Source organism: Aneurinibacillus sp. XH2 (assembly GCF_001439585.2).
Taxonomy (GTDB): domain Bacteria; phylum Bacillota; class Bacilli; order Aneurinibacillales; family Aneurinibacillaceae; genus Aneurinibacillus; species Aneurinibacillus thermoaerophilus.
In genome coordinates, this window is record NZ_CP014140.1 from 1,185,877 (window position 1) to 1,209,411 (window position 23,535).

26 protein-coding genes, 1 other RNA gene and 1 pseudogene are annotated in these 23,535 nt (G+C 41.7%); 17 read left to right on the plus strand and 11 right to left on the minus strand.

Annotation, left to right across the window (positions count from 1 at the left end; genetic code table 11):
• The first annotated feature begins 302 nt into the window (after positions 1 to 302).
• The 4 genes from ACH33_RS05760 (at position 303) to ACH33_RS05775 (ending at position 3,802) form a co-directional block, all read left to right on the plus strand.
• Positions 303 to 974 (plus strand): GntR family transcriptional regulator, encoded by a 672-nt coding sequence (locus ACH33_RS05760; protein WP_057898139.1) that lies wholly within the window; start codon positions 303 to 305, stop codon positions 972 to 974.
• Positions 971 to 1,666 (plus strand): DUF2848 family protein, encoded by a 696-nt coding sequence (locus ACH33_RS05765; protein ID WP_057898140.1) that lies wholly within the window; start codon positions 971 to 973, stop codon positions 1,664 to 1,666. The genes ACH33_RS05760 and ACH33_RS05765 overlap by 4 nt, the downstream gene beginning before the upstream one ends.
• Positions 1,663 to 2,445 carry a carbon-nitrogen family hydrolase gene (locus tag ACH33_RS05770; RefSeq protein ID WP_057898141.1) on the plus strand — a complete coding sequence of 261 codons (783 nt, stop codon included), beginning with the start codon at positions 1,663 to 1,665 and terminating at the stop codon, positions 2,443 to 2,445. The genes ACH33_RS05765 and ACH33_RS05770 overlap by 4 nt, the downstream gene beginning before the upstream one ends.
• 61 nt (positions 2,446 to 2,506) lie before the next feature.
• Positions 2,507 to 3,802: an MFS transporter gene (locus tag ACH33_RS05775; RefSeq protein WP_057898142.1), complete on the plus strand. Its 1,296-nt coding sequence runs from the start codon at positions 2,507 to 2,509 to the stop codon at positions 3,800 to 3,802.
• A 330-nt stretch (positions 3,803 to 4,132) separates the two neighbouring features.
• On the opposite strand, the gene ACH33_RS05780 is transcribed toward ACH33_RS05775, so the two are convergent.
• A complete protein-coding gene (locus ACH33_RS05780; protein ID WP_057898143.1) occupies positions 4,133 to 4,378 on the minus strand; it encodes a hypothetical protein in 246 nt (81 codons plus the stop codon).
• 238 nt (positions 4,379 to 4,616) lie between these two features.
• On the opposite strand from ACH33_RS05780, the gene tnpA reads away from it, so the two are divergent.
• From tnpA to ACH33_RS19100, 3 genes and pseudogenes are all read left to right on the plus strand, one after another.
• Positions 4,617 to 5,015, plus strand: a complete 399-nt coding sequence (gene tnpA / locus ACH33_RS05785; protein WP_156424001.1) for an IS200/IS605 family transposase — start codon at positions 4,617 to 4,619, stop codon at positions 5,013 to 5,015.
• Between the two features lie 11 nt (positions 5,016 to 5,026).
• Positions 5,027 to 6,045, plus strand: a pseudogene (locus tag ACH33_RS05790) (RNA-guided endonuclease TnpB family protein).
• A gap of 269 nt (positions 6,046 to 6,314) precedes the next feature.
• Complete coding sequence (locus tag ACH33_RS19100) at positions 6,315 to 6,467, plus strand: hypothetical protein (RefSeq protein WP_156424002.1); 153 nt, start codon at positions 6,315 to 6,317, stop codon at positions 6,465 to 6,467.
• Between the two features lie 158 nt (positions 6,468 to 6,625).
• On the opposite strand, the gene ACH33_RS05795 is transcribed toward ACH33_RS19100, so the two are convergent.
• The 3 genes from ACH33_RS05795 to ACH33_RS05805 form a co-directional block, all read right to left on the minus strand.
• Positions 6,626 to 7,441, minus strand: a complete 816-nt coding sequence (locus tag ACH33_RS05795; protein WP_057898145.1) for a M15 family metallopeptidase — start codon at positions 7,439 to 7,441, stop codon at positions 6,626 to 6,628.
• Between the two features lie 120 nt (positions 7,442 to 7,561).
• Positions 7,562 to 8,359 (minus strand): nitrilase-related carbon-nitrogen hydrolase, encoded by a 798-nt coding sequence (locus ACH33_RS05800; RefSeq protein ID WP_057898146.1) that lies wholly within the window; start codon positions 8,357 to 8,359, stop codon positions 7,562 to 7,564.
• Between the two features lie 9 nt (positions 8,360 to 8,368).
• Positions 8,369 to 9,625 (minus strand): sigma-54 interaction domain-containing protein, encoded by a 1,257-nt coding sequence (locus tag ACH33_RS05805; protein WP_057898147.1) that lies wholly within the window; start codon positions 9,623 to 9,625, stop codon positions 8,369 to 8,371.
• Between the two features lie 268 nt (positions 9,626 to 9,893).
• On the opposite strand from ACH33_RS05805, the gene ACH33_RS05810 reads away from it, so the two are divergent.
• From ACH33_RS05810 to ACH33_RS05825, 4 genes are all read left to right on the plus strand, one after another.
• On the plus strand, positions 9,894 to 11,279 hold the full coding sequence (locus ACH33_RS05810; protein WP_057898148.1) for an APC family permease: 1,386 nt from the start codon (positions 9,894 to 9,896) through the stop codon (positions 11,277 to 11,279).
• 27 nt (positions 11,280 to 11,306) lie between these two features.
• Positions 11,307 to 12,404: a class II histone deacetylase gene (locus tag ACH33_RS05815; protein ID WP_057898149.1), complete on the plus strand. Its 1,098-nt coding sequence runs from the start codon at positions 11,307 to 11,309 to the stop codon at positions 12,402 to 12,404.
• Positions 12,405 to 12,461: 57 nt separating this feature from the next.
• Entirely contained in the window at positions 12,462 to 13,352 is an 891-nt protein-coding gene (locus ACH33_RS05820) for a carbon-nitrogen hydrolase (RefSeq protein WP_057898150.1), read from the plus strand.
• 193 nt (positions 13,353 to 13,545) lie between these two features.
• Positions 13,546 to 13,788 (plus strand): YkuS family protein, encoded by a 243-nt coding sequence (locus ACH33_RS05825; protein WP_057900259.1) that lies wholly within the window; start codon positions 13,546 to 13,548, stop codon positions 13,786 to 13,788.
• A gap of 701 nt (positions 13,789 to 14,489) precedes the next feature.
• Here ACH33_RS05825 and ACH33_RS05830 read toward each other — a convergent pair.
• The gene (locus ACH33_RS05830) at positions 14,490 to 14,747 is read right to left on the minus strand and encodes a DUF1507 family protein (protein WP_057898151.1); all 258 of its coding nucleotides are present in this window, start codon (positions 14,745 to 14,747) and stop codon (positions 14,490 to 14,492) included.
• A 170-nt stretch (positions 14,748 to 14,917) separates the two neighbouring features.
• On the opposite strand from ACH33_RS05830, the gene ACH33_RS05835 reads away from it, so the two are divergent.
• The 3 genes from ACH33_RS05835 to ACH33_RS05845 all read left to right on the plus strand — a co-directional run bounded on the left by ACH33_RS05835 (position 14,918) and on the right by ACH33_RS05845 (position 18,522).
• Entirely contained in the window at positions 14,918 to 15,421 is a 504-nt protein-coding gene (locus ACH33_RS05835; RefSeq protein WP_057898152.1) for a DUF6884 domain-containing protein, read from the plus strand.
• 223 nt (positions 15,422 to 15,644) lie between these two features.
• Positions 15,645 to 16,079 carry a Dps family protein gene (locus ACH33_RS05840; RefSeq protein WP_057898153.1) on the plus strand — a complete coding sequence of 145 codons (435 nt, stop codon included), beginning with the start codon at positions 15,645 to 15,647 and terminating at the stop codon, positions 16,077 to 16,079.
• A 511-nt stretch (positions 16,080 to 16,590) separates the two neighbouring features.
• The gene (locus ACH33_RS05845; protein ID WP_057898154.1) at positions 16,591 to 18,522 is read left to right on the plus strand and encodes a heavy metal translocating P-type ATPase; all 1,932 of its coding nucleotides are present in this window, start codon (positions 16,591 to 16,593) and stop codon (positions 18,520 to 18,522) included.
• A gap of 88 nt (positions 18,523 to 18,610) precedes the next feature.
• Here ACH33_RS05845 and ACH33_RS05850 read toward each other — a convergent pair whose 3' ends face one another.
• Together ACH33_RS05850 and ACH33_RS05855 are read right to left on the minus strand one after the other, a co-directional pair.
• Entirely contained in the window at positions 18,611 to 19,099 is a 489-nt protein-coding gene (locus ACH33_RS05850) for a dihydrofolate reductase (RefSeq protein WP_057898155.1), read from the minus strand.
• Positions 19,100 to 19,138: 39 nt separating this feature from the next.
• Entirely contained in the window at positions 19,139 to 19,738 is a 600-nt protein-coding gene (locus ACH33_RS05855; RefSeq protein WP_057898156.1) for a DedA family protein, read from the minus strand.
• A gap of 221 nt (positions 19,739 to 19,959) precedes the next feature.
• Here ACH33_RS05855 and ssrS point away from each other — a divergent pair.
• Positions 19,960 to 20,140, plus strand: a non-coding RNA gene (gene ssrS, locus ACH33_RS05860) — 6S RNA.
• A 131-nt stretch (positions 20,141 to 20,271) separates the two neighbouring features.
• Here the strand turns inward: ssrS and ACH33_RS18610 are convergent.
• From ACH33_RS18610 to ACH33_RS05870, 3 genes are all read right to left on the minus strand, one after another.
• Positions 20,272 to 20,412 carry a YqzM family protein gene (locus ACH33_RS18610; protein ID WP_082705921.1) on the minus strand — a complete coding sequence of 47 codons (141 nt, stop codon included), beginning with the start codon at positions 20,410 to 20,412 and terminating at the stop codon, positions 20,272 to 20,274.
• A gap of 93 nt (positions 20,413 to 20,505) precedes the next feature.
• Positions 20,506 to 21,018, minus strand: a complete 513-nt coding sequence (locus ACH33_RS05865) for a TlpA family protein disulfide reductase (protein WP_057898157.1) — start codon at positions 21,016 to 21,018, stop codon at positions 20,506 to 20,508.
• 151 nt (positions 21,019 to 21,169) lie between these two features.
• Entirely contained in the window at positions 21,170 to 21,931 is a 762-nt protein-coding gene (locus tag ACH33_RS05870) for a glycerophosphodiester phosphodiesterase (RefSeq protein WP_057898158.1), read from the minus strand.
• A gap of 130 nt (positions 21,932 to 22,061) precedes the next feature.
• Here ACH33_RS05870 and ACH33_RS05875 point away from each other — a divergent pair, with 130 nt between their 5' ends.
• Positions 22,062 to 22,799: a class I SAM-dependent methyltransferase gene (locus tag ACH33_RS05875; protein ID WP_057898159.1), complete on the plus strand. Its 738-nt coding sequence runs from the start codon at positions 22,062 to 22,064 to the stop codon at positions 22,797 to 22,799.
• Between the two features lie 73 nt (positions 22,800 to 22,872).
• Positions 22,873 to 23,181, plus strand: a complete 309-nt coding sequence (locus ACH33_RS05880; RefSeq protein ID WP_057898160.1) for a winged helix-turn-helix transcriptional regulator — start codon at positions 22,873 to 22,875, stop codon at positions 23,179 to 23,181.
• Positions 23,182 to 23,269: 88 nt separating this feature from the next.
• Here ACH33_RS05880 and ACH33_RS05885 read toward each other — a convergent pair whose 3' ends face one another.
• Positions 23,270 to 23,479, minus strand: coding sequence for an alpha/beta-type small acid-soluble spore protein (locus ACH33_RS05885; RefSeq protein WP_057898161.1), 210 nt, complete (start codon positions 23,477 to 23,479; stop codon positions 23,270 to 23,272).
• Positions 23,480 to 23,535 lie beyond the last annotated feature (56 nt).

Below are 23,535 nucleotides of genomic sequence, written 5' to 3' on the forward strand. Positions count from 1 at the left end.
AAGGTAGATTTTTTTCTACTTTGCAAGTTCTTGATTTATTAACAACCTTAGCCTGAGCTGCACTGAACGGAGGGGCTAAGCCAAAAGATATTTTTTCGATTTTCTTTGCTTGATGGGCATGTGACACGCGTCCTTACTGTATCGAAAAGTGCTCCCTAAAGCGTATTTTTACGAACTATAGATTTATGTAAGAAAGAGTAAGATGATGTTGACATGAGATTTGTCACGAATATAATAAATATTAATAATATTTTTGTGGCATGCCACATACCACACATTATATTAAAATTTAGGAGTATTTTATGAGTTTATTTAAAGTACAACAGCCATTATCACTAAAACAGCAAGCCTATGAGGGAATTAAGAATGCGATTATTAACCATATCATTCTCCCTGGAGAAGTTTTGTATGAGCGTAGTTTGAGTGAAAATCTCGGTATAAGTCGCACTCCAATTCGTGAAGCTATCCCACTATTGGAGTTAGAAGGATGGGTAACTTCTATACCTAGGAAAGGAACATTTGTCAGTACCATTACTGAGCGAGATGTAGAAGAGGTTATACAGATTCGCCGAGCAATAGAAGTACTGGTTATAGAATTGCTCATTCCCATCATTTCACCAAATCATATCCAAAAACTTGAACAGCTTTATAGTAAACAGGTAGAGGAGAAACAGGATAATAAATCATTTATTTCTACAGATAAGGATTTCCACATCTACCTCGCTGAATTAAGTGGTAATCGAAGACTTGTACAATTAATGCAAACAATAAGTGATCAAATACGATGGTTTGGTGTTAGCGCTTTACATTCTCCTAATAGAACAGAACAGACTCTAAAGGAACACGCCTTAATTATTGAATGTTTAAAAAACAAAGATGTTGAAAAAGCGAAGAAAGCTGTCCTTGATCACATTGAGTGTACACGAATGGCTGTGCTTTCTAGCTTAAAAATAAAAAAGGGGGAGAAACCATGAAAGAAATTTCAGTGACCATCGATTTAGGGAATGGGGACAAAAGGCAGGAAAATTTTCAAGTAAGCAATGTTATCGTAGTTGGATATGGGGGAAGAAATATTGAAAAAGTGATGGAACATATTCATGAATTAGAACAAATTGGTGTCTCGCCACCTTCTACTATCCCCGCAATCTATCCACAAAAGCTTTCCAGCCTAACATTTAATGACTCTATCAGGGTAAATGGGGGAGAAACTTCTGGGGAAGCTGAATATGTTCTTTTTAATGATGGAAACGAGTGGTTCGTCACTGTTGGAAGCGATCACACCGATCGTTTGATTGAAAAAGAAGATATCCAAAAGTCAAAAGAAGCGTGTCCCAAGCCTTTAGCTACTCTTTTTTGGAAATTGAAAGATGTTGAACAACACTGGGATGAATTGATTCTAAGATCGTGGATTACGGACAATACAGGAAGGAGAATGTACCAGGAAAATAACCTCACCGCTTTACTTCCCGTACATGAATTACTAGATAAGTTGCGTGAATTCGGATATGAAAACCTTTCCAATACGATTATTTTTTCAGGTACTGTTCCTACTTTAGAGGGTTTTGTGTATGGGAGTAAGTTTGAATACGAACTTGAGGACCCTGTTTTAAACCGAGTAATTCGAGATGAATATTCTATTGTTGTGGAAGAGGTGTCAGCATTATGAAAATAGCTCTTATTCAAATGGATGTAACGATTGGTGAGCCGGATGTAAACTTTGAAAAAGCACATCGATTAATGAAGCAAGCCATGGAACAAGCGCCTGACATTATTGTTTTGCCTGAAATGTGGAATACGGGGTACGCTTTAGAAATCGCCGAGCAAATCGCAGATATTGATGGTCAGAGGACAAAAGAACTTTTCTCCTCCTTTGCTAAAGAAAACAACGTTGCAATTGTAGGAGGAAGTGTATTGTACCGTGATTCACAGAGTGGAAACGTCACCAACACAATGTTTGTGTTTAATGAACACGGAGAACAAGTTCTCCGTTACGATAAAATCCATTTATTTCGTTTAATGGATGAAGACAAGTTCCTTACGGCAGGAAATACCTTTGGATTGTTTGAACATCAGGGCGAAACCATCGGAACTATGATTTGTTATGATTTACGGTTTCCGCAACTTTCCCGAAAGCTTGTTAATCAAGGAGCGAAAATATTGATTAATGCAGCACAATGGCCAACGTCACGAGTGGATCATTGGAGAAAGCTGCTGGTCGCTCGAGCCATTGAGAATCAATCTTTTGTTGTGGCTGTCAATCGATGTGGTGAAAGTCGAAACACATCGTTCCCCGGAAGCTCTATGGTGATTGATCCGTTAGGTGAAATCCTTTTACAAGGAGATTCTTCAGAGCAGATCTATTATGCAGAAATCGACTTAAGCAAAGTTGATGATACACGAAAACATATTCCTGTTTTGACAGATCAACGATTGGATTTATATTAAAAGAATGTTCTTGTAGCCTTCTTAACATTAAATATATAACAGGGATAAAGGGGAAGATTTTATGAATCGATTAGTGCCTGAAGTAAATGAAGTGAAACAAGTACAAGTAAAACCAGCTTCCCGTATACGCTGGTGGCTAGCATTTCTTTTCTTTGTGATTGGTCTTATAGCGTATATGGATCGTTCCAATATTTCGATAATTGCAAAGCCAATGATGGAAGATTTAAATATGGATAAGGTGCAATTTGGCTTTTTAGCCTCCATATTTTCCCTGGGTTATGCCCTGGCTCAAGTTCCGGCAGGGATATTGGCAGAACGTTTCGGTGCACGGCGGATTGTATTCCTCGCATTGGTTTGGTGGTCTGTTTTCACTGGCCTTACAGCTATAGTGAAATCTCATGGTCTATTGGCTTTAGTCCGCTTTCTCTTTGGTGTAGGAGAGGGACCAATGTATCCAGGTAATGCTGTTTTTAATACGTATTGGTTTCAGAAAGAAGAAAAAGGGCGGGCAGCAAGTGCCTTATTAGCAGGCTCGTATTTTGGTCCGGTTATAGCTCCTATACTCACGGTGGCTATTTTTCAAGCATGGGGATGGCAAGCAGTATTTTATATTTTCGGACTTATCGGTATATTCGTAGCTTTTATCTGGTACTTGATTGGCCGTGATAAACCGGAAGAGCACCCGATGGTTAGTAAAGAAGAGCTTGAATTAATTGTCAAGAATAGAACAGTAAAAGAGGAGAAAAAAGAAATTGCACCGTGGGGGCAATTTTTAAAAAATGGTCGTTTCTGGGCCCTTGGCTTACAGTATTGTGTCGTCCTCTATATCGTCACTTTCTTCCTTGTTTGGTTGCCTACGTACTTAATGGAAGCAAGGAGTTTCTCCCTTCAAAACATGGGATTTGCGGCTAGTTTACCTTGGCTATGTATTTTTATAACGGTAATGACAGGTGGTACAATCTCGGATTGGTTAGTGAAAAAAGGGAAATCAAAGATGGTTGCTCGCGGCTCTCTAGCCATTGGTGGATTGGTGATTTTTGCAGTTACTATGTATTTAGCTGCTTATGTCACTATTCCCTGGATGAATGTACTATGGCTAACGCTTGCACTTGGTTCTCTTGGATTCCCTGTCGTAACTTCGTGGGCAGCTGCAGTTGATTTAGGAAATGAGTATTCGGGTTCTGTATCCGGTTGGATGAATCTATGGGGAAACATCGGGGCATTTTTGTCACCTATTCTCTGTGGCTGGCTTGCAGAAACGATTGGGTGGGAAGGTACATTATTAATCAGTATTGTTCCTATTCTCTTTGCTATTGGACTATGGTTTGTCGTTCGTCCTGATCGTTCATTTACTTAGAAGAGTACAATATATATATATTTCTAAATATTTTGCACAAAGTGGCATGCCACATGCCACTTTGTGCACTTCCCTTCTTTTTTGCTTACCAAGCGCCACTAATAATATCGTGTATCATTTTTCTATTAGTAATGATTCCACCACTGACACCTGTCTTTAACATCACAAAATTTAATTGCTTGGCCTGCTCCAGAATATTTTCATATTTTATCAAATTGTCCGGGCTCTGCTGTTTTATGATATCTTCAAAGAGCAGGTGCTATGAATAATCCTGTACCCTGCTTGGAGCCATTGAGAAACGGCCCCAGGCAGGGGAAGGTTACAAGGATTTTATCCTTGTGTTTGGTTTGTTGCGCTAGCTGAAGCTGTAGCCTGTGCTTGGGCTAGCTGTTGTTGCGCCTGCTCAAGCTGCTGTTGTGCTTGTTGAACGGCCTGCGGGTTTGCAGCGGCCTGAGCCTGTGCTAATGCACTCTGAGCTTGCGTAACTGCATTTTGGGCCTGTGTAACCGCGTTTTGCGCCGCCTGATTCGTAGCCGCATTTTGAGCTTGTTGATTATTTTGTTGCTGGTTAGGCATAAAGAATACTCCTTTCATAATTAAATTTGTGCGTGAAAGCACCTTTCATAGTATGAGCAGATAGCTTTTATTTTTATACATTTTTAACTTTCCTCCGAAAGAAGTCTCCCATTTCTAAACGTGAAGGTGCTTTCGTCACCAGTGAAAGTGGGAGATGAATTTCGGTTAGGCGTAGCCTAAAGTTGGTTCCTTATTTTGTTGTGATATAATCAGTCTTAGATAAATAAAAGGCTGTTGTATCAATGAAATTAATAATAATCATTCGATGTTCTCATTATATTATCATCTTGTTCTGGTCGTGAAATATCGTAGAAAAGTGATTGACGATACCATATCTGACTATGCGAAAGATATGGTTGTTCGATTGGGTGAAAATTATAATATTTCCTTAGTTGAATGGAATCATGATATTGACCATGTGCATATTTTGTTCAAAGCACATCCAAATACTGAAATGTCAAAGTTCATCAACGCTTATAAAAGCGCAAGTTCTCGACTTATCAAAAAGCATTTTCCACAAGTAAAAAGAAAACTTTGGAAAGAGTATTTTTGGTCAAGAAGCTTTTGCTTGCTTACAACGGGTGGTGCGCCCATTGAAGTGATAAAGCAGTATATAGAAAATCAAGGGATGAAGTGAGGTGATTCGATATGGCAAACAAAGCATATAAATTTCGTCTGTACCCAACGCAAGAACAAGAGCAACTTCTTGCAAAAACCTTCGGTTGTGTCCGCTTCGTCTACAACAAAATGTTGGCTGAATGGAAGGAAACATATGAACAATTCAAGGATGACAAAGAAACGCTAAAAAAGAAAAAATTCCCTACTCCTGCAAAGTACAAAAAGGAGTTTGTATGGCTAAAGGAAGTAGACAGCCTTGCATTGGCAAATGCTCAACTCAACTTACAAAAGGCATACAAAAACTTCTTTTCTGGTCGTGCTGAATTTCCGAAGTTCAAAAACCGTAAGTCGAGACAGTCCTACACAACCAATGTGGTGAACGGAAACATTATGCTTTTTGATGGCTATATCAAATTACCGAAACTAAAACTTGTGAAAATGAAGCAACATCGGGAAATTCCGTCACATCATATCATGCTGTTGTTGGCTTAGATTTTTCTATGAATGGCTTATTTGTTGATAGCGAAGAGGGTAAGACAGCCAATTACCCTCGTTTCTATCGCCAAGCCTTGGAAAAATTAGCGAAGGAACAGCGTATTCTATCACGCAGAAAGAAAGGCTCTAATCGTTGGCACAAACAACGTCTGAAAGTAGCGAAGCTACATGAAAGGATTGCAAACCAATGTAAGGACTTTCTTCATAAGGAATCACATAAATTAGCGAAACGGTATGATTGTGTGGTTATCGAAGACCTCAACATGAAAGGAATGTCACAAGCCCTCAATTTCGGTAAAAGCGTTGCTGATAATGCATGGGGCATGTTCACGACACTTCTCCAATACAAGTTAGAGGAGCAAGGGAAAAAGTTTATCAAAATAGATAAGGGGTTTCCATCATCAAAAACTTGTTCATGTTGTGGTCAAGTAAAGGAGTCTCTATCTCTTTCTGAGCGCACCTTTCGCTGTGATTGTGGTTTTATGGCAGACAGAGACTGGAACGCTTCTATCAACATCAAACATGAAGGATTGCGCTTATTAGCGTTAGCATAGCAAAAAGAACTCTTGGAACGAGAGGGATAGCTCGGTCAGTTTTCGTTGGCTACTAAAAGCAACGATAAGTCGAGAAGCCCCCACTTCAAAAACCGTAAGGTTTTAAGTGGTGGGTAGTTCACAACCTTTCTGATTCAGTTTGTTATATAAGTGTTTGGCAAATTTTCGCTTTTCCTTGTTATTTTTTAAATTTTTTTGTAAGATTTTTCGTGAAATTGCAGGTAAATCGTTACTTCATGACTAATTATCAAAGTATCGGGAGGTGCGATATGATGAGTGAAAAGATGTTTATCGGGGAGACAACAAAAGATGGCTATATTATTATTCCGCCGGAATTATATGGGGTTATCGGAAGTACATTTGATGTTTATACGGACGAAGAAGGGCGATTGATTCTGCGGATTTTTCAAAAAAGTCAGTAAGTAAGCGTTTTTATGAAGCGTTTAGGGTGGAAGCAGGATAATGACTGCGCTTGTGACAAGAAGGGGAAAGACGGGATCGTTTTGATGGATAAGTCAGGCTGTTGATTATTCAAGATTTTTGTGTTGACACCATGATTCATCAACAGCCTTGTATTCCATCATTTTGATACGAGTATCATATGTTGTACGTATTCTTCTAACGTTATATTTTTGCTTGCGATTTCCTTGGCAATGTTTATCCCTACATAACGGATGTGCCAGGGTTCGTATTTATATCCGGTGATTGCTTCTTTACCTTTTGGATAACGAATGATAAAGCCGTATTCTGGGGCATGTTTGGCCAACCATTTTGCTTCGGGAGTATTAGCGAAGCAATCTTCGGCCGCACATTTGCCGGTGCTGCCAGAGACGTCAATGGCAAGCCCTGTTTCATGTTCACTGTGACCCGGCGCCGCGCTGAATTTTCGCGCTGCTTCTTCTCCGTGGGTTTTGATATAGCGGTTGAACAGTGCTGTTTGCGTCTTATAGGAACGGTAGCCGGAGACGCCGCTCAGGTGGATTCCGTCTTTCTTCGCACCGGCGAATAGCTTTTCTAAAGCTTGCGCCGCCTCTTTACGCATGAGCCGCTTTTCTAGTTTTTCTTTAAAAATAAACGGAACATTTGGTTCTACCAAATCGGAAGGTTTATAGCCGTCTGGAAGCATCCATTGTTTGTTGACCAACACGGCGATATTGTCTGGATTGGCGACGACTTGCACAGCCTTGTTGTTTGCATTTACAGTTTCATTTTTTGCTGGATTTTTTGAAGCGGCAGGTTCTGAAGAATAGCCGCTGGACTTGGACGCTGAAGAGGTGGGTGGCGTTTTTGGTGTTTCAGAAGACGTAGCCGCTGTTTGTTCACTGCACCCGGCGAATAGGGTTATCGCTCCGGCAAGCAACAGAGCACCTGTAACATTACGACGAACTTTATGCAAAAAAATCTCTTCCTTTCTTTCTATGAAATTCTCCTCGTTTTTTACCCAGTGAGTTTTTAAAGATATAAAAATATCCCCCTGTGTAGTATAAAGAATTTCTGGATAAAAGCAACGTGCTTTTCATAATAGACCATGAGCTCGATATAATGCATTTTTTCGATTATCAAGATACTTCATAGGCTGCTCATCTCTTACTTTATACACATCGTTCAGATTAACGGATGTGATGAGAAGTTCTTCGTTGTTTCCGCCTCTAGTCAAGAAGTTGCCTTCAGGAGAGATTACGGCGCTTTCCCCGAAATACAGCGTCATTCCTTCAAGACCTACTTTGTTGGCTGCCGCGATAAATATTTGGTTTTCTAATGCCCGGGCCCGTAAAAAGACTTCTTGGTGCGGCTCATAAGGAACGCTGTGCGCGTTTAGCACCATAATCATCTCTACTCCATTCATTGCATAAATTCTTGCCATCTCAGGAAACTCCACATCAAAAGTCATCATGATGGCGATGTTTCCGGCTTCTGTGCGGAAAACAGGGAACTCTTCACCAGGGGTGAAAAATTCTTTTTCCTTATCGAAGAGATGAACTTTTCGATATACCCCTTTCAAGCTCCCATCTTTCCCGATAAAGGCGGCAGAATTGTAATATTGATTTTTATAAAATTCGGGGAAACCAATAATCACACCGATACCGGCTTCTTTTGCTTTTTCTTGAATGATTTGAATGCTTTCTCCCTCTGCTGTTTCCGCTAACTTTTGAATCTGATCTTGGATGAAGTACCCTGACAGAAACAATTCTGGAAATAGAACATAATCCACGCCTTTTTCTTTGCACATTTGTATTGTTGAAATGGTACGGGTAAGGTTGGATTTTTTATCGAATGGAATTCCTTTTAACTGTGCCAGTGCAATCGTTAGCATGATATTGTTTTACCTTCCTTCATTACGAAATTCTTTTAGCTTTTTGGCGATCGTTGATTGATCGACCCCTAATGCTTGTGCCGCTTTGTATGTGCTTTTGTAAAGTTCGTACGCTCTTGTAATTAAATCTTTTTCCAGCCTTTTTTTTGCTTCCTTTAAAGGTATAATTTCGCTTTTCTGATATGGCTCAGTATATTTTGTACTTAAAGAATGAAAGAATGGAGGTAAATGTGTAAGCTGGATTTCATTGTCCTCGGTTGTAATAAAGATTCTTTCGATTATGTTTTCTAATTCCCTTACATTCCCTGGCCATTCATATTGTGTAAAAACGTCTTCAACATCTGGATGAAACGTTTTAAAAATGCCGTATTTTTTCACCAGTTTGTTCAGAAAATGACGCGCTAAATATACAATGTCTTCCTTTCTTTCTTTCAATGAAGGAATTTCAATTGGAACGACATTAAGCCGATAATACAGGTCTTCCCGGAATTTTTTTTGTTGGACAAGTTCCAATAAATTTTGATTCGTAGCAGCGATAACACGGACATTGATGGGGACTAATTTAGCTGAGCCAATAGGGCGAATACAGTTTTCTTGTAGAACTTCAAGCAACTTCACTTGAAGATTCAAAGGAAGTTCACCAATTTCGTCAAGGAAAACAGTACCTTCATTTGCTGATTCAAAGATTCCTTTTTTTCCTCCCCGCTGTCCCCCCGTAAAGCTACCATGCGTATACCCGAACAATTCTGCTTCCATTAGTGGTTCAGGGATAGCACCACAGTTCACAGAAACAAAGTTTTTGTCTGAACGGCTGCTGTACTTGTGGATGAGTTTAGCGATCATACTTTTTCCTACCCCGGATTTACCAAGCAGCAGGATGGTGGAATCAACGTAGGAGACTTTTTTGATAATTTCCATTATTTGTTTCATTTTTGCTGAATGGGCAATAAAAGAAGTTTCTATCGTTGAAATTTCGTTTTCTGTGCTGGCATACTGCACTGTTTCTTTGTCCTTTGATATTGCCAGTAATATTTTATCTTTTTCTTTTATAATCAGAAATTCAAAGGAGGATATTTTCAATTGTACAATTTCATTTTCATGCAGTGTGTTTACTTGTTGCTGAATGATGTTTTTCAGAAGATGGAGCGTTTCTTCATTAAAAAATGTACGCAAAAGTTCCAGCTGATTTAAGCTGAAAAGAGGTTCATTTGATTTTGTTATAGTATGTAGTCTCCAATGATAATTAACTTTCATATTTTCTATCATTTTTGAAAATCCTCCTACTATACACAATAATGAAAAAATTCATCTGATGATTTTTTTCATTATCCTGTGATTTTTAACTATTTTTTAACGAGATTCCCTCTTTAATTTTGAATATATAATGATTTTTTTCATTGATTTTCTTCATTGTACAGCCTGTTTTTATTATTTTCAATAAATTTTATATTGGCATAAAATTTGTATTTAAGAAATTATGTAAAAATTGAGAGGAGGGTTTATATGAAAAGGAATAAAAGATGGGGGGATGTGTATGTCTAACAAGCAGGCACCTCATTTTCGTAGAACATTAACGTTGTTTCCGCTTGTTATTCTCGGTCTCGCTTACATGGCTCCGATGACCGTGTTTTCCACGTATGGAGTTGCGGCGCAGACGACACATGGCATGGTTCCAGCTGCTTATATAGTAGCCCTTCTTGCTATGCTATTTACTGCATATAGCTACGGAAAGATGGTAAAAGCATATCCTGTTGCAGGTTCAGCTTATACGTATACACAGAAAACGATCAGCCCTCATCTTGGATTTCTGGTTGGCTGGTCTGTATTGATGGATTATCTTTTCTTGCCGATGATTAATTTTCTGCTATCTGGCATTTTCTTATCGGCTGCCTTTCCTTCAGTTCCATCGTGGATCTGGATTATTTTGTTTATCGCCATGATTACGGGGATCAACATTTTGGGGATTCGAATGACGGCAAAAGTCAACGGAGTGCTTGTTTTATTTCAATTTCTTGTGACCGTAATTTTTGTGGCCTTAGCCGTAAAAGGAATTACAAATGGAATGGGGCTGGGCACGCTGTTTTCTGTGTTACCTTTTTATAATCAGGATGTTTCGTTTTCTTTTGTGCTGGCCGGAGCTTCGATTCTATGCTTGTCGTTTCTCGGATTTGATGCGGTGACAACGCTTTCAGAAGAGACGATTGAACCTAAGAAAACAGTACCAAGAGCTATTTTCCTAGTGACATTCATTGGAGGAGCACTTTTTACTTTTGTATCTTACATTACACAAGTGGTGTATCCGGATTTTACTTCGTTTAAAGTTGTAGATTCTGCTGCTTTTGAAATTGCTCAATACATTGGGGGAGCGTTATTTGCTTCTTTGTTTCTGGCAGGAATGATTACTTCGACGATTGCATCTGGCATGTCATCGCACGCAAGTGCAGCGCGACTGCTATTTGCTATGGGGCGGGAAGGCGTACTGCCAGAGAAACTATTTGGCTATGTACACCCGAAATATAAAACGCCATCCCGCAATATTTTTCTAATTAGCTTATTTTCATTATCAGCGCTTGTTGTTGATTTAGCGACAGCCGCTTCTTTTATTAATTTCGGTGCGCTAGTAGCGTTCACATTTGTCAATCTGTCCGTTATTTTTCACTATTATATTCGCAATAAACAGCGCGGTATAAAAGGGGCTTTTCTGTATGTATTACTGCCGCTGATTGGTTCCGGGTTTACTATTTGGCTTTGGACGAACCTGGACAAACATTCGATTATGCTGGGAAGCGCCTGGATTATAGCAGGAATTGTGTATCTGCTGTATTTAACGAAGTTTTTTACCAAACAGCCGCCGCAACTCCATTTTGAAGAGGTTGAATCTTCTGTTGATTCAACAGAAGATCAGTCCATTGTTTCCTGAGTTACTACGCTAGAGGAGAGAACAGGGATGAAATCAATCGGTTTTGTTTTCCACGAAGATTATGTAAAGCATGATACAGGTGAGCAAGTGTATGTTGTAGGAGGAAACGAAACGCTGAATGTTGGTCTGGAATTTGAAAACCATTTTCGCGTTCGCTACATCAAGGAGATGTTGGAGAAAAGTGGGCTGCTGGCAAAAATGAAAACGTTTGTGCCGGAACCGGCTACCGATAGGGATTTGCTGCGTGTGCATACACAGCGTCATATCGACAATATGAAGGAAACAGCTCGTAAAGGTCTCCGTGTGTTCGGCCCGGAAGCGTATGGTTGCCCTGTTTCAGAAGAGATTGCCCGTCTATCTGCTGGGGGTGCGATGAAAGCGGTTGATATTGCGATGGATAATGAAGTGAAACAGGCGTATGCACTCATTCGTCCACCGGGACACCATGCCACAAGCGATCAAGCAATGGGATTTTGTCTGTACAACAATGTCGCGATTGCAGCCCGGTATGCGCTGGACGTATACGGCCTGGAACGGGTGGCGATTGTGGATTGGGATGTACACCATGGAAACGGAACGCAGGATATTTTCTACCATGATAAAAACGTGCTATTTATCTCTGTACATGAAGATAGCTATTTTCCGGCGAATACAGGAAAAATTGAAGAAGTTGGCGAGGGAGAGGGAGAGGGTTATAACGTTAACATTCCCCTTCCTTCCGGGACAGGGAATGCGGGATATCAATACGCATTTGAGCAACTTGTGCTTCCGATTCTTGAGAAATACGAGCCGCAGTTGCTGCTCATTTCCGCTGGACAAGATCCAAACTGTATGGATCCGCTTTCCCGTATGGTGGTCACGCGTGAGGGATTCCGTTATATGGCGAAAGTGGTGCGGGAGTTAGCTGAAAGAATATGCGATGGGCGCTTGGTAATCCTTCAGGAGGGCGGATATAGCCTACCGTACTTACCCATTGCTACATTAGGTGTAATCGAAGGGCTAATGGATTGCGAAGCAGACTTCCGTGACCCGCATTCCGTTCCAGAGCGACCGGTTACACAGGAACTGTGGGAAGCGATCTTTGCATGCAAGAAGATATTTTCTCAATATTGGAATAATATTTGAAATAATCTTTTGTATAACATTTTTGTCATAGACAATATATTTCAGGAGGCAACAAAGATGAGTGAAAAAGTGACCCTTGGATTGATTCAAGTAAAATGCGGAGAAGATATTGAGCAAAACGTAGCCTATACGATTGAAAAAATAGAAGAAGCAGCTATGAAAGGTGCGCAAATTATTTGCTTACAGGAATTGTTCAATGTGCAATATTGCGGCCAAACGGTTTCTGTGAAAGGGTATGACCTTGCGGAGCCTGTAGATAGCCCAACATTGCGGAAGATGGGCGAATTGGCAGGGCGCTTAGGGGTTGTTCTTATTGTGCCATTCTATGAGAAGGCAGGGCGCGGTGTATACTTTAACAGTGCGGTCGTATTCGATGCGGATGGCTCTTACCTTGGTACCACACGAAAAAATCATATTCCGGATGGGCCGCAGTACCATGAGAAATATTATTTCATTCCTGGAAACACAGGTTATCCGGTGTATAAGACACGTTATGGAACAATCGGTATTGGGATTTGCTGGGATGAATGGTTCCCGGAAGTGGCCAGAATTCTGGCGCTACAAGGTGCGGAGATTTTGTTCTATCCTTCCGCGATCGGTTCCGAACCGGATCATCCGGAGCTTTGCACCCGCCGGGCCTGGGAGAAGGCAATTTCTGCGCATGGCATTTCGAACGGTTTGTTTGTAGCGGCGGTAAATCGTGTGGGTCGCGAAAAGAATATGACGTTTTATGGTGGAAGCTTTGTCAGCAACCCGCTGGGTGAGATTATGCAGTCGCTGGATGATGAAGAGGGAATTTTAATTCAGGAAATTGACAAGAAGGAAATTGACTTTGCGCGTAATCTACTTCAATTTTTACGTGATCGTCGTCCGGAAACGTATGGTCTGCTGTTGAAGCAGGAGGCGCTTCCAACGAAAACTGTTTTCCCGGCTCCTGTTCGTTTATAGTTATTGCTTTCTTTTACTGCTGTCTTCTGCATTTTTACAGGACGTTCTACTCTTCTTGAGGGACTGCGGCTTTGGCGCGGCAAGTCTAGTTGGTATACTCTTTTGAAAGAGATGATGATTTTTCTGGAAAAGGGAATATTTTGCTAATGATCAATTCAAAATAAAGGAGGGAGCAATGAAAGGAGTGAATCGCATGGCAAAAATTGCAGTGGAAAATACGTTAACAGATGTGAAGCAATATCTAGAGAGCCAGGGACATCAGGTGGTGGCCATGAACGAGGCAAACATCGCGGGCTGTGATTGTTGCGTTGTTTCCGGACAGGATATAAATCTAATGGGTATGGCAGACATGCTAACGAAAGCCTCCGTTATCAACGCGCAGGGAATGACGGCGGAAGAAGTTCTTGAGGCGGTCAACCGCAACATACAGCGCTAGCGTTACACGAAGAAACAAGGATGCCAACAAAGGTGTCCTTGTTTCTTTTACCACCGGGTGAAAATATAAAACCTTGTTTTTACAGGGGGAAAATAGGTCTTCGATGTTTACTTAAGCTGGGTATGGTATAATATGGTTGATGTCGTCTTTCAGCTTTTATCGAATCCGAATGCGCAGGTTAGGTTGAGAAGGGAAAAAGTATGTTTTATAATTGAAATTGATTATCATTATCTTTTTGAAGGACAAGCATGAAAGTGCAGGTAGTTTCGGATATATATGAAATAGTGGCTTCTTATCTTTGTGAAACGAGGTGTCTTTCGTTTATATTGCAACATGCTGGAGAGATATTTCGTTCTCTTCAGACAGAATCATAGCTTCGCTTCTGACCAAACGGTTTGCACTGTTCTTTACCGGTATGTTATGCAGCATGACAGGTTTACGTGAAGCGTATATTCTTTCGCTTTCGTCTGTTTCGCGATAATAAATAAAGGCTCGTACTCGTTTGGTGTGAAAGAAGCAGTATTCAAGTTAGGGCTCTTCATAGAAAAAGGCGCACAGGAAGAAGGGCGTATTATCTATCCGTGCTTCATCGCATCTGTGATAGATGAAAATTTCTCCTTCTTCCTGGGCTTTTGTTTTTTTTTCGTTCCAGTAAAGCCCGAAGCCGTGTGGAAAGCGGAAAAAAGCATGCAACGGTTTAATTACTGGCTCTGTCCTATTTTTTCTGAAATCCGCTTCTCCAATCCGTCTAGAATTTCTCTTCCTTCTTCTTTGCTTAGCAGGTCAAGCCGTGTCAGAAAATCGATGACGCGCGACAGGCCAAACAACTGGGTATCGAGCACTTCTTCATAAAGCGGACATTTTGGCATTGTTAGATTATTGCGCTGGACCTCGATCAAACGTTCGATTTTATTGGCTTCTGCTTTGAGCAGTTCTAATGCTTGTGTTTTAATATTCATATAGTTGCCACCTTCTCCTTGTTTAACTTTACTCTGACGGAAGAATGATTATTTTTCTCACTTTACTTTGAGTATAGCAAAAAAGAAAAACATGTGTAGGTTATAATACACTTCCTTTGCAATTTCGATATTCATACCAAAGATAGATCATTCCAGAAAGGGACAGGAGAATGAAAAGATTATGTATTGTTCCCTGCGGGGCAAGAAAAATATGGGATAAATATCCAGACGCTGGCCCGACCCGGGCCGATGAAGCATATATTAGTCCATTCGGCAAGGCATGCCGACGATATGCGGCACGCTTTTTTGATCGGTGGGTGATTTTATCGGCTAAATATGGTTTTTTGTTGCCGGATGACATTGTTCCAGAAAATTATGATCTTGCGTTTGATTCGAAACGTCCGGGCATTATTAGTACAAGACAGTTACAGGCACAGATGAAAGCAAAAGAATTGGATACGGTTTCGGAAATTGTCGTGCTCGGTGGCAAAAAACACCGCAGAGTGGTCACTGCGGTGTTCGGTGATGGGTATACATACCGTTTTCCGCTTAGCGATTGCAAAGGGATTGGCTATATGTTGCAACGTTTAAATCAGGCCGTCATGGAAGGAAAAGAGTTAGATGGAGAAAGCGCACGGGGAGGATTTTGTGAACCGCCGTTAGGCTCTAGGTGAAGTTTGGGATCTGGCTTCCGTTTTGCTCAACAAAGGGCTATCCTGCATCGGGGAAGCCGCCTGCTCCGAATATGAAGCTTCAAATAAATAACGAAATTGAAAGTTGAACATAATAGCTATAAGGTGTTGACATTTTTACACAAAAGAGTATAATGATTATATATTTAATTGTAATAGTTTCAAATAAATAATTATTGTTATTAAATTAAAGGAGGAAAGAACAATGAAAAATGTGACAGAGGTATTGAATCGACAAATTGCTAACTGGACTGTATTGTACGTAAAATTGCACAATTATCATTGGTACGTGAAAGGAAGCCAATTCTTCACCTTGCATGCAAAATTTGAAGAGTTTTATACAGAAGCAGCAGGTTATATTGACGAGCTCGCGGAGCGTTTGCTTGCCTTGAAAGGCGCCCCGGTTGCAACAATGCGTGAATGTCTTGAACTTGCTTCCGTGAAAGAAGCAACAAACCAGGAAGACGCAAGTGAAATGGTGCAGACGCTTGTAAACGATTTTGAGCAAATAAACAAGGAATTGAAAGAAGGTATGGAACTGGCAGAAAAAGAAAATGATGAAGTAACAGGCGATATGTTACTTGCCATCCATTCTTCGCTTGAAAAGCATATCTGGATGCTAACTTCTTTCCTTGGGTAGTGGACGACAGGCTAAGAATACGTTGGCGATTCAAAGATGAAGATAGCTAGGTAGAAAACGAAGAACGCTCTGGAAACCTTTTGGTTCCAGAGCGTTTTTTAAAGATATGTATATATGTTATTATCTTTCCTTCCCGCTTGTCACGTTTGCAAATGAATACAGAAGGAACGGAGATGAGATAAGCAGCACGATAAATAATGCAGCTTCAATTGTATAAATGTCCATAAATTCTCCACTCCTTAATTGAAAATAATTATTATCTTCAATTATAAAGCTGTGCTGGAACTTAGTCAATAAAAAATAGCCTATTTTTGTTTTTTTTTGCTTTTCAGCAGGAGAAAATTAGATTATAATAATTATAAATTAATTGCCTATAAGCAAAAAAATTAGCCTAAGACAAAAATGAAAATCATTCTTAACTAAACGCAGAATTATGCTGCTGTCGTTCCTGACAGCAGCATTCGTGCTTTCTGCAGAAAAATTGAGATTTATTATCAGGGGGGAAACGAAGATGAATGAAGCAAAACCGACATGTACATCATCTATGTTCGTACAATCTGATATGAAACAAAAAGACTGGATACGGTCGCTTAAGCGGCATGGTGAAGGAATCGCTGCAGTTGTGTGTGGCGTATTTACATTTGCAGCTTGGATAATACAGCACAATGCTTACACATGGTCTTTTATTTTGTATATTTTGGCATACTGTGTCGGCGGATATATGAAAACGAAAGAGGGAATTTTGACGCTAATCAATGAACGGGAACTTGACGTAAATTTGCTTATGTTGCTTGCGGCGGTAGGCGCGGCCAGCATCGGATACTGGTTCGAGGGCGCCATTCTCATCTTTATCTTTGCACTGAGTGGCGCGCTGGAAAGCTATACGATGATGCGCAGTTACCGGGATATCGCTTCGCTTATGGATTTAAAGCCAGAAACGGCACGTTTGTATAAAGATGGAACGGAAAAACAGGTAAAAATTGAAGAACTACGGGTAGGCGATAAGATTATCGTGAAACCAGGTGAACGCATTCCAGCGGACGGCGTTATTAGAGAAGGAACGTCTTCTATAAACCAGTCTTCGATTACGGGAGAGTCGCTTCCGGTAGAAAAAAATGTGGAGGATACGGTATACGCCGGAACACTGAACGGGGAAGGCTCACTTGTGATTGAGGTAACGAGCGAGAGCGAATCAAGTCTGTTTTCGAAAATTATCCGGCTTGTGCAGGAAGCGCAGAGTGAAATGCCGCCGTCCCAGCGATTCATTGAGCGCTTTGAAGGCATATACGCAAAAGTGGTGGTCGGAATTACGCTGCTGCTTATGCTCATTCCGTACTATGTGCTGGGCTGGAGTTGGTCTGAAGCATTATATCGTGCGATGGTCTTTCTTGTTGTTGCTTCCCCATGTGCGCTTGTAGCTTCTATTATGCCCGCGATGTTGTCCGCTATTTCCAATAGCGCCCGCAAAGGTGTACTTTTCAAAGGCGGGGCTCATTTGGAAAATCTGGCTGGTGTCCGTGCGGTAGCGTTTGACAAGACGGGGACATTAACGATAGGACGTCCTCAGGTAACCGATGTTATCCCATTGCAAGAATATAGTAAGGAAGAACTTCTTTGGATCGTTGGTTCTATAGAAAGCTTGTCGGAACATCCGATCGGTCGCGCAGTGACTGAGAAGGCGGAAGAAGCCGGACGACCATTGCATCGCCCGCAGCGAATGCAGGCGGTGACCGGATTCGGAGTTGTGGCTGAATTTGAAGGACAAAGGTGGAAAATCGGCAAGGAAGCGTTTGTCGAAGACGATGAAGATATTACACATCTAACAGGAATCGTAAACCGCCTTGAGGGTGAAGGAAAAACAGTCATCTTTGCACAAAATGAGAGCGGACTCGCTGGGCTGCTTGCGGTGCAGGATACGCTTCGTCCAGAGGCGAAAGAAACGGTGGCATGGCTGAAGAACCTTGGGATTACTGTTGTCATGCTAACCGGTGATAAACGGGCGGCCGCTGAAGCCATCGCCGCTGAAGCGGGCGTGGACGAGGTATATGCGGAGTTGTTGCCGCAACAAAAAGTAGAAAGAATTAAAGCGCTGCGTGAGCGGTATGGTAAAGTGGCGATGATTGGCGATGGAGTGAATGATGCACCAGCGCTGGCTACCGCTTCGGTCGGCATCGCAATGGGAAACGCGGGCAGTGACGTGGCGCTTGACACGGCTGACTTAGTGCTGATGAACGATGATTTGAAAAAAATTCCTATGGCAATTCGTCTTGGTAAAAAAGCGGGTCGCGTGATCAAGCAAAACATTGCGTTTTCGCTGAGCATCATTATTCTTTTGATTCTTTCCAACTTTGCGCAGTCCCTTACATTGCCGCTCGGCGTTATCGGACATGAAGGCAGCACGATTCTTGTGATTTTAAACGGTCTGCGGCTTCTTAGGGGGTAGTTTCTATTTTCAGCATGTTGATAAACGCTTGCTTATATTGATTCACCTCGCATTCTACAGGAGATAAATCAAAGAAAGAAGAAAGAGGCTACTGACGCAACCTCTTTTTATAAGTAAGGAAGTAGTAATCATACGGATTTTTTGCATCTTTGACACCTTTTCGCTTAGAGATAAGTTCCCATTCTGACATATCGATTGTTGGAAGATAGGTGTCGCCCGGAAAGCTAGCTTTAATAAGCGTGAGGTAAAGCGTATCAGCCAGTGGAAGGAATAATGTGATGATTTGCGTTCCTCCGATAACATCGATCGGATCTCCGGAAAAGCGGGACAGCACTTCCTCTACGGAATGTAGAACCACGCAACCTTCCGCCTGGTAGTCCGGATTTTTTGTCAAAATCACATTTGTACGTCCTGGCAACGGCCGGCCGATCGATTCGTATGTTTTTCTGCCCATTACAATGACATGCCCCATTGTAAGGCTTTTAAAATGAGCGAGATCTGCCGGCAAGTGCCAGGGCAGCTTGTTTTCCTTTCCAATAACTCTGTTTTGATCCATAGCGACAACGATCGAAATCATGTCAAAATCTCCTTAGGACTTTCTAAAATATGCTCATTCTTAGGATGCGGGTTTACTGCGCATCCGGATAGCCACCCAGAGCAGCACGATGCCCGCCAGCAACACGCCTAAAGCCAAAAGACCGTAATTATGGACAATCATTCCAATTTTGTCGATGTATTTGCCAAACAACCGGCCGATAATAAAAAAGGCAAGCGTCCAGATAAACCCGATTGTATAGGAAAAAAATGCGTAACGGATGAATGGCATGCGCCCGATCCCCACTAGGTAAGGGACAAGATGGCGGACAATCGGGAGTGCATAGCTGATGCATAGCGAGTAAGAACCGTAACGTTGGACTAAGCCGTACGATTTTGAGAGATATTTATCTATATTTTTCTTTTTCTTGAGTTTATTCAGCATCGGTGGGCCCATTATTCGGCCAAGACCATAGCCGATAGAAAGGCCGGAGATGACTCCGAGATACGTAATACAAAAAGCGGTAACCGGGTGAAGCAGACCAAGAGAGGCTGCGAATCCTCCGGCCATGACCACCGCTTCATCGGGAATCGGCATGCCGATAATTCCAAGCCATAAGCAAAAAAATAAGGCAGCGTAACCGTATTGCCCGATAAGTGTTACAAGTGTGTCAGCGTTCATAATATCCCCCAATATGTCTATTTCTTTTCATTATAATAAAGTTTTAGACGGAATTGAAATGTGGTAAAAAATTACGATCATTATCGTGGATGAAATGTTTTATGATACTTATTTTTATTTATGCAAGTGATGCGCTTTAGGAGAGCGGTAAAAAAGCAAACGAAAACTTCTTCTTGCAAAGCTTTTCCCAATCGGCTATTATATTATTAGTAAAGTGAATGATATGCCTGCGATGTTCGATTCATTTTCTTTGTTTCGAACCGTAACAATAAAAAGGGAGTCTTATATTAAGCCATGGACACTATGCTCACATTGATGAGACAGTGGAAATGACTTTGCGGACACCCACCTGCGAGAGCGGGTTTTGAAACATGAGGATGAAACGGCATAGGCGGGGTTTTAATTAAGAAAAGCTAAGAACACTTATAGTGAACATGCAAGTGTTCTTTTTATTTGCGAACAGAAAAGGAAGCGCGGAGAAATACCCGCGCTTCCTTTTCTGCATGTATGACGGAGTTCTGAATAAACAATCATTATTTCATCATATACTCTGCGATCATCATGCCGATAAAAATGAGCATGAAAATACCGAATGAAGCACCGAATCCAATAGAAGAATCCACGATATCATTTTGGTTTGGGTCTAGGTTCAGGTCAGGGTTAGGCTTCGTCATTTTACTCACCTCCGCTCTTCCATTATACCATATTATGTATATTTGCGCCTATGAGAAGGAAAGACAAGCTGATGACAATGTAGGCGGATAGGTTTATTCACCAACCATTTTTTGGATGATGTTTTCAAGTGTTTCCGGAGGAAGTATGCCGTCCGCAATGTGGATAATTTCCCCGTCTTCATTTATAAATACGTTGGTTGGAAAGTGCGCGACCTGATATTTTTCGGTGATGTCGCCATTTTTGTCGAACAGTACTGGGAAAGGAATTTGGAAGAAAGCAGCGAATTTTTTCGCGTTTTCTTGTTTATCGTTTGCTGTGACATTGACCGCCAGGATTTCAAACTTTCCGTTATACTTTTTGTAAAGGCGGATAAGAACTGGTGTTTCTGCCCGGCATGGTCCACACCATGAAGCCCAGAAGTTGATGAGCACCGGTTTGTTTATTTCAGAAAGGTGGTATGTTTTTCCATCAAGTCCGATCAGGCTGAAATTGGGAGCGTGGAAGCCAACTTTCGCTTTTTCTTCTTTTTTGGAGCCAGAGATGCTATAGAGCGAATAGCCGATAAGTGCAAGAACGATGGCGAAGGCGAGCCAAGCTTTTTTCATCGTTTTCACCTGCTTTATTGTACGAATATGATTTATGGTTTGAGAGTTGAACAATCATTGGCGGCCCGAATGGAAGAGGCGGCAAAGCCGCTCATATAATCGTGTCTATTCTCGCATAAGCGGGAAGCGAAATGCAATAACCATTCGGTACCTAGCGCTTTCGCCTTTTTCTTTTCGTTTGTGTCCCGTATAGCAGGCGATGGGCGAGAGCAGGACGGGGCGTGATAATTCCGTCGGTACCAAGTTCAATCATTTGCTTAATCTCGGCGAGTGTATCTACCTGGTAGGGGACAATCTTTAGTCCATGGCTACGGCAGATTTCCAACAGTTGTGCGTTAACTCCGCGAACGGGTGGGTGAATATACGCACACTTGTATTCCAAGGCATAGCGCCATGGCTCGCGGAGCTGGCCAAAATAAAGGAACGCGATGTCGGTTTTGCAGTCGTGTTTACGCAACAGTTCGAGGCTGAACGGGTTAAAAGTAGAGATGATCACTTGCCTGGCCATTTTATGACTGTGAACAAGCTGGATGACCTTTTGTTCGAGTCCGTTTTTCATCGCGAAAAAGTTTTTTAATTCAATGTTTAGTATAATGTTTTTTCCAGCAATGCGTGTAAGCACTTGTTCCAGTGTCGGAATAGGGGTGCCAGCGAACCGGGGGTGTTTCCAAGCGCCAAAGTCCATTTTTCGCAGCTGGGTTAGCGTATAGTCGCTGATTTTTCCCTTTTGACCAGTAATGCGCTGCAATATCCAGTCATGAAACACGACAACGTGTCCGTCTTTTGTAAGCTGAACATCCAATTCAATGCCGTTTGCCCCCTCTTTTATCGCATGCGCAAAAGCGGGAAGTGTATTTTCCGGATAGTTGATAGAAGAGCCGCGATGTGCGTAAATAAGAAATACATCTTTCATACGGAAGCAGCCTCGCTTCATTTTTTATCGGTCTTTATACATTATGCGCTTAGAAAAAAGCACATTCACAAATGTACAGAATAACTGGGGTATGATTATACTTAGGATAATGGAACGGAGGGACGAAGTGATGGATACTGCATGGTTTGTAAGATCATTTCAGGAAGATTATGCCACTTTGTATCGGCACCGCGATGAAGCATCGGCGCAGCGTGAAATTAACAGCTTGCTTGAAAACCTACCGCTGCCGAAAACGGGGAAAGTGCTGGATTTTTGCTGTGGCGATGGGCGGCACTCCCGGGCGCTTGCCAAGCGCGGGTATGAAGTTGTCGGATTCGATTTATCCGATTATTTGCTTGCAGAAGCCCGTCGAAAAACGAAAGATGGAAACATTATATATTATCGTTATGATATGCGCGAAATTCCGTTTACAAGTGAGTTTGATGTGCTATTTAATTTGTTTACAAGCTTCGGCTATTTTGCAGAAGATAGTGAAAACGAAAAAGTGCTGCAAAAAATGGCGCAAGCGCTTAAGCCAAGGGGACATTTCGTTATCGACTATTTAAATCCGTTGTATATTCAAGAACATCTTGTGCCTGAATCTGAGCGAAACGTAGGTGGCAAGCATATTATAGAGAGACGCAAAATCGAAGATGGATTTGTCATAAAGGAAATCATTATTACAGAGAATGGAGACGAGCGCCGGTTCTGGGAGCGGGTGCGCATGTATAGGCGAGAAGAAATGGAGGAAATGCTTTCCCGTGCTGGACTCGAAGTACGGGGCGTGTATGGCGATTATGATTTTAGGCCGTACTCCAAAGAAGGAACTCGCATGATCCTTTATGGTCGTTGTCATAAGGAGAAATAATGGATCATCGTTTGATGTCAATTTATTTGTATCGTTACTTATTCATGATAAAATGATAAAGGAGGTGTGTGTCGTGGATTACAGCAAAATGTGTCCGAAGTATGAATCGGCCATTGAGCTTCTCGGCAAGAAATGGTCAGGATTAATTATTCGCGTGTTGCTTGGCGGTCCAAGACGCTTTAAAGATATTAAAGCCCAAATTCCTGAGATGAGTGATCGGATGTTGACCGAACGGATGAAGGAGTTTGAGGAAGCAGGGATTCTGGAGCGCAAAGTTTATCCGGAAACACCGGTACGAATTGAATATGAATTAACAGAAAAGGGACGGGACTTAAAGCAAGTAATTGAGGCAATCCAGCATTGGGGAGAAAGATGGATGTAGGACAAGCTCCAGACGAAAGCCAGACCATTGCATGATCTGGCTTGTTTTTCATCCATGAAGGTATTGGAATGCTATGTGAGAGGGAAGATTAAAAACGACCGCCAAGTTGTTGCTCAGCCATTTGCACCAAACGCTTTGTAATTTCGCCGCCAACAGAGCCATTTTGACGAGATGTTGTATCCGGTCCAAGTTGTACACCGAACTCGGATGCGATTTCGTACTTCATTTGGTCAAGCGCACGCGCTGCACTGGGTACAACAAGAGTGTTGGTGTTGGAAGTGCGTTGGTTTTGAGCCATGGTTTGTTCATCTCCTTACGAGAAGTTTTGTCAAGGATATTTATCCTTGTAAGTAT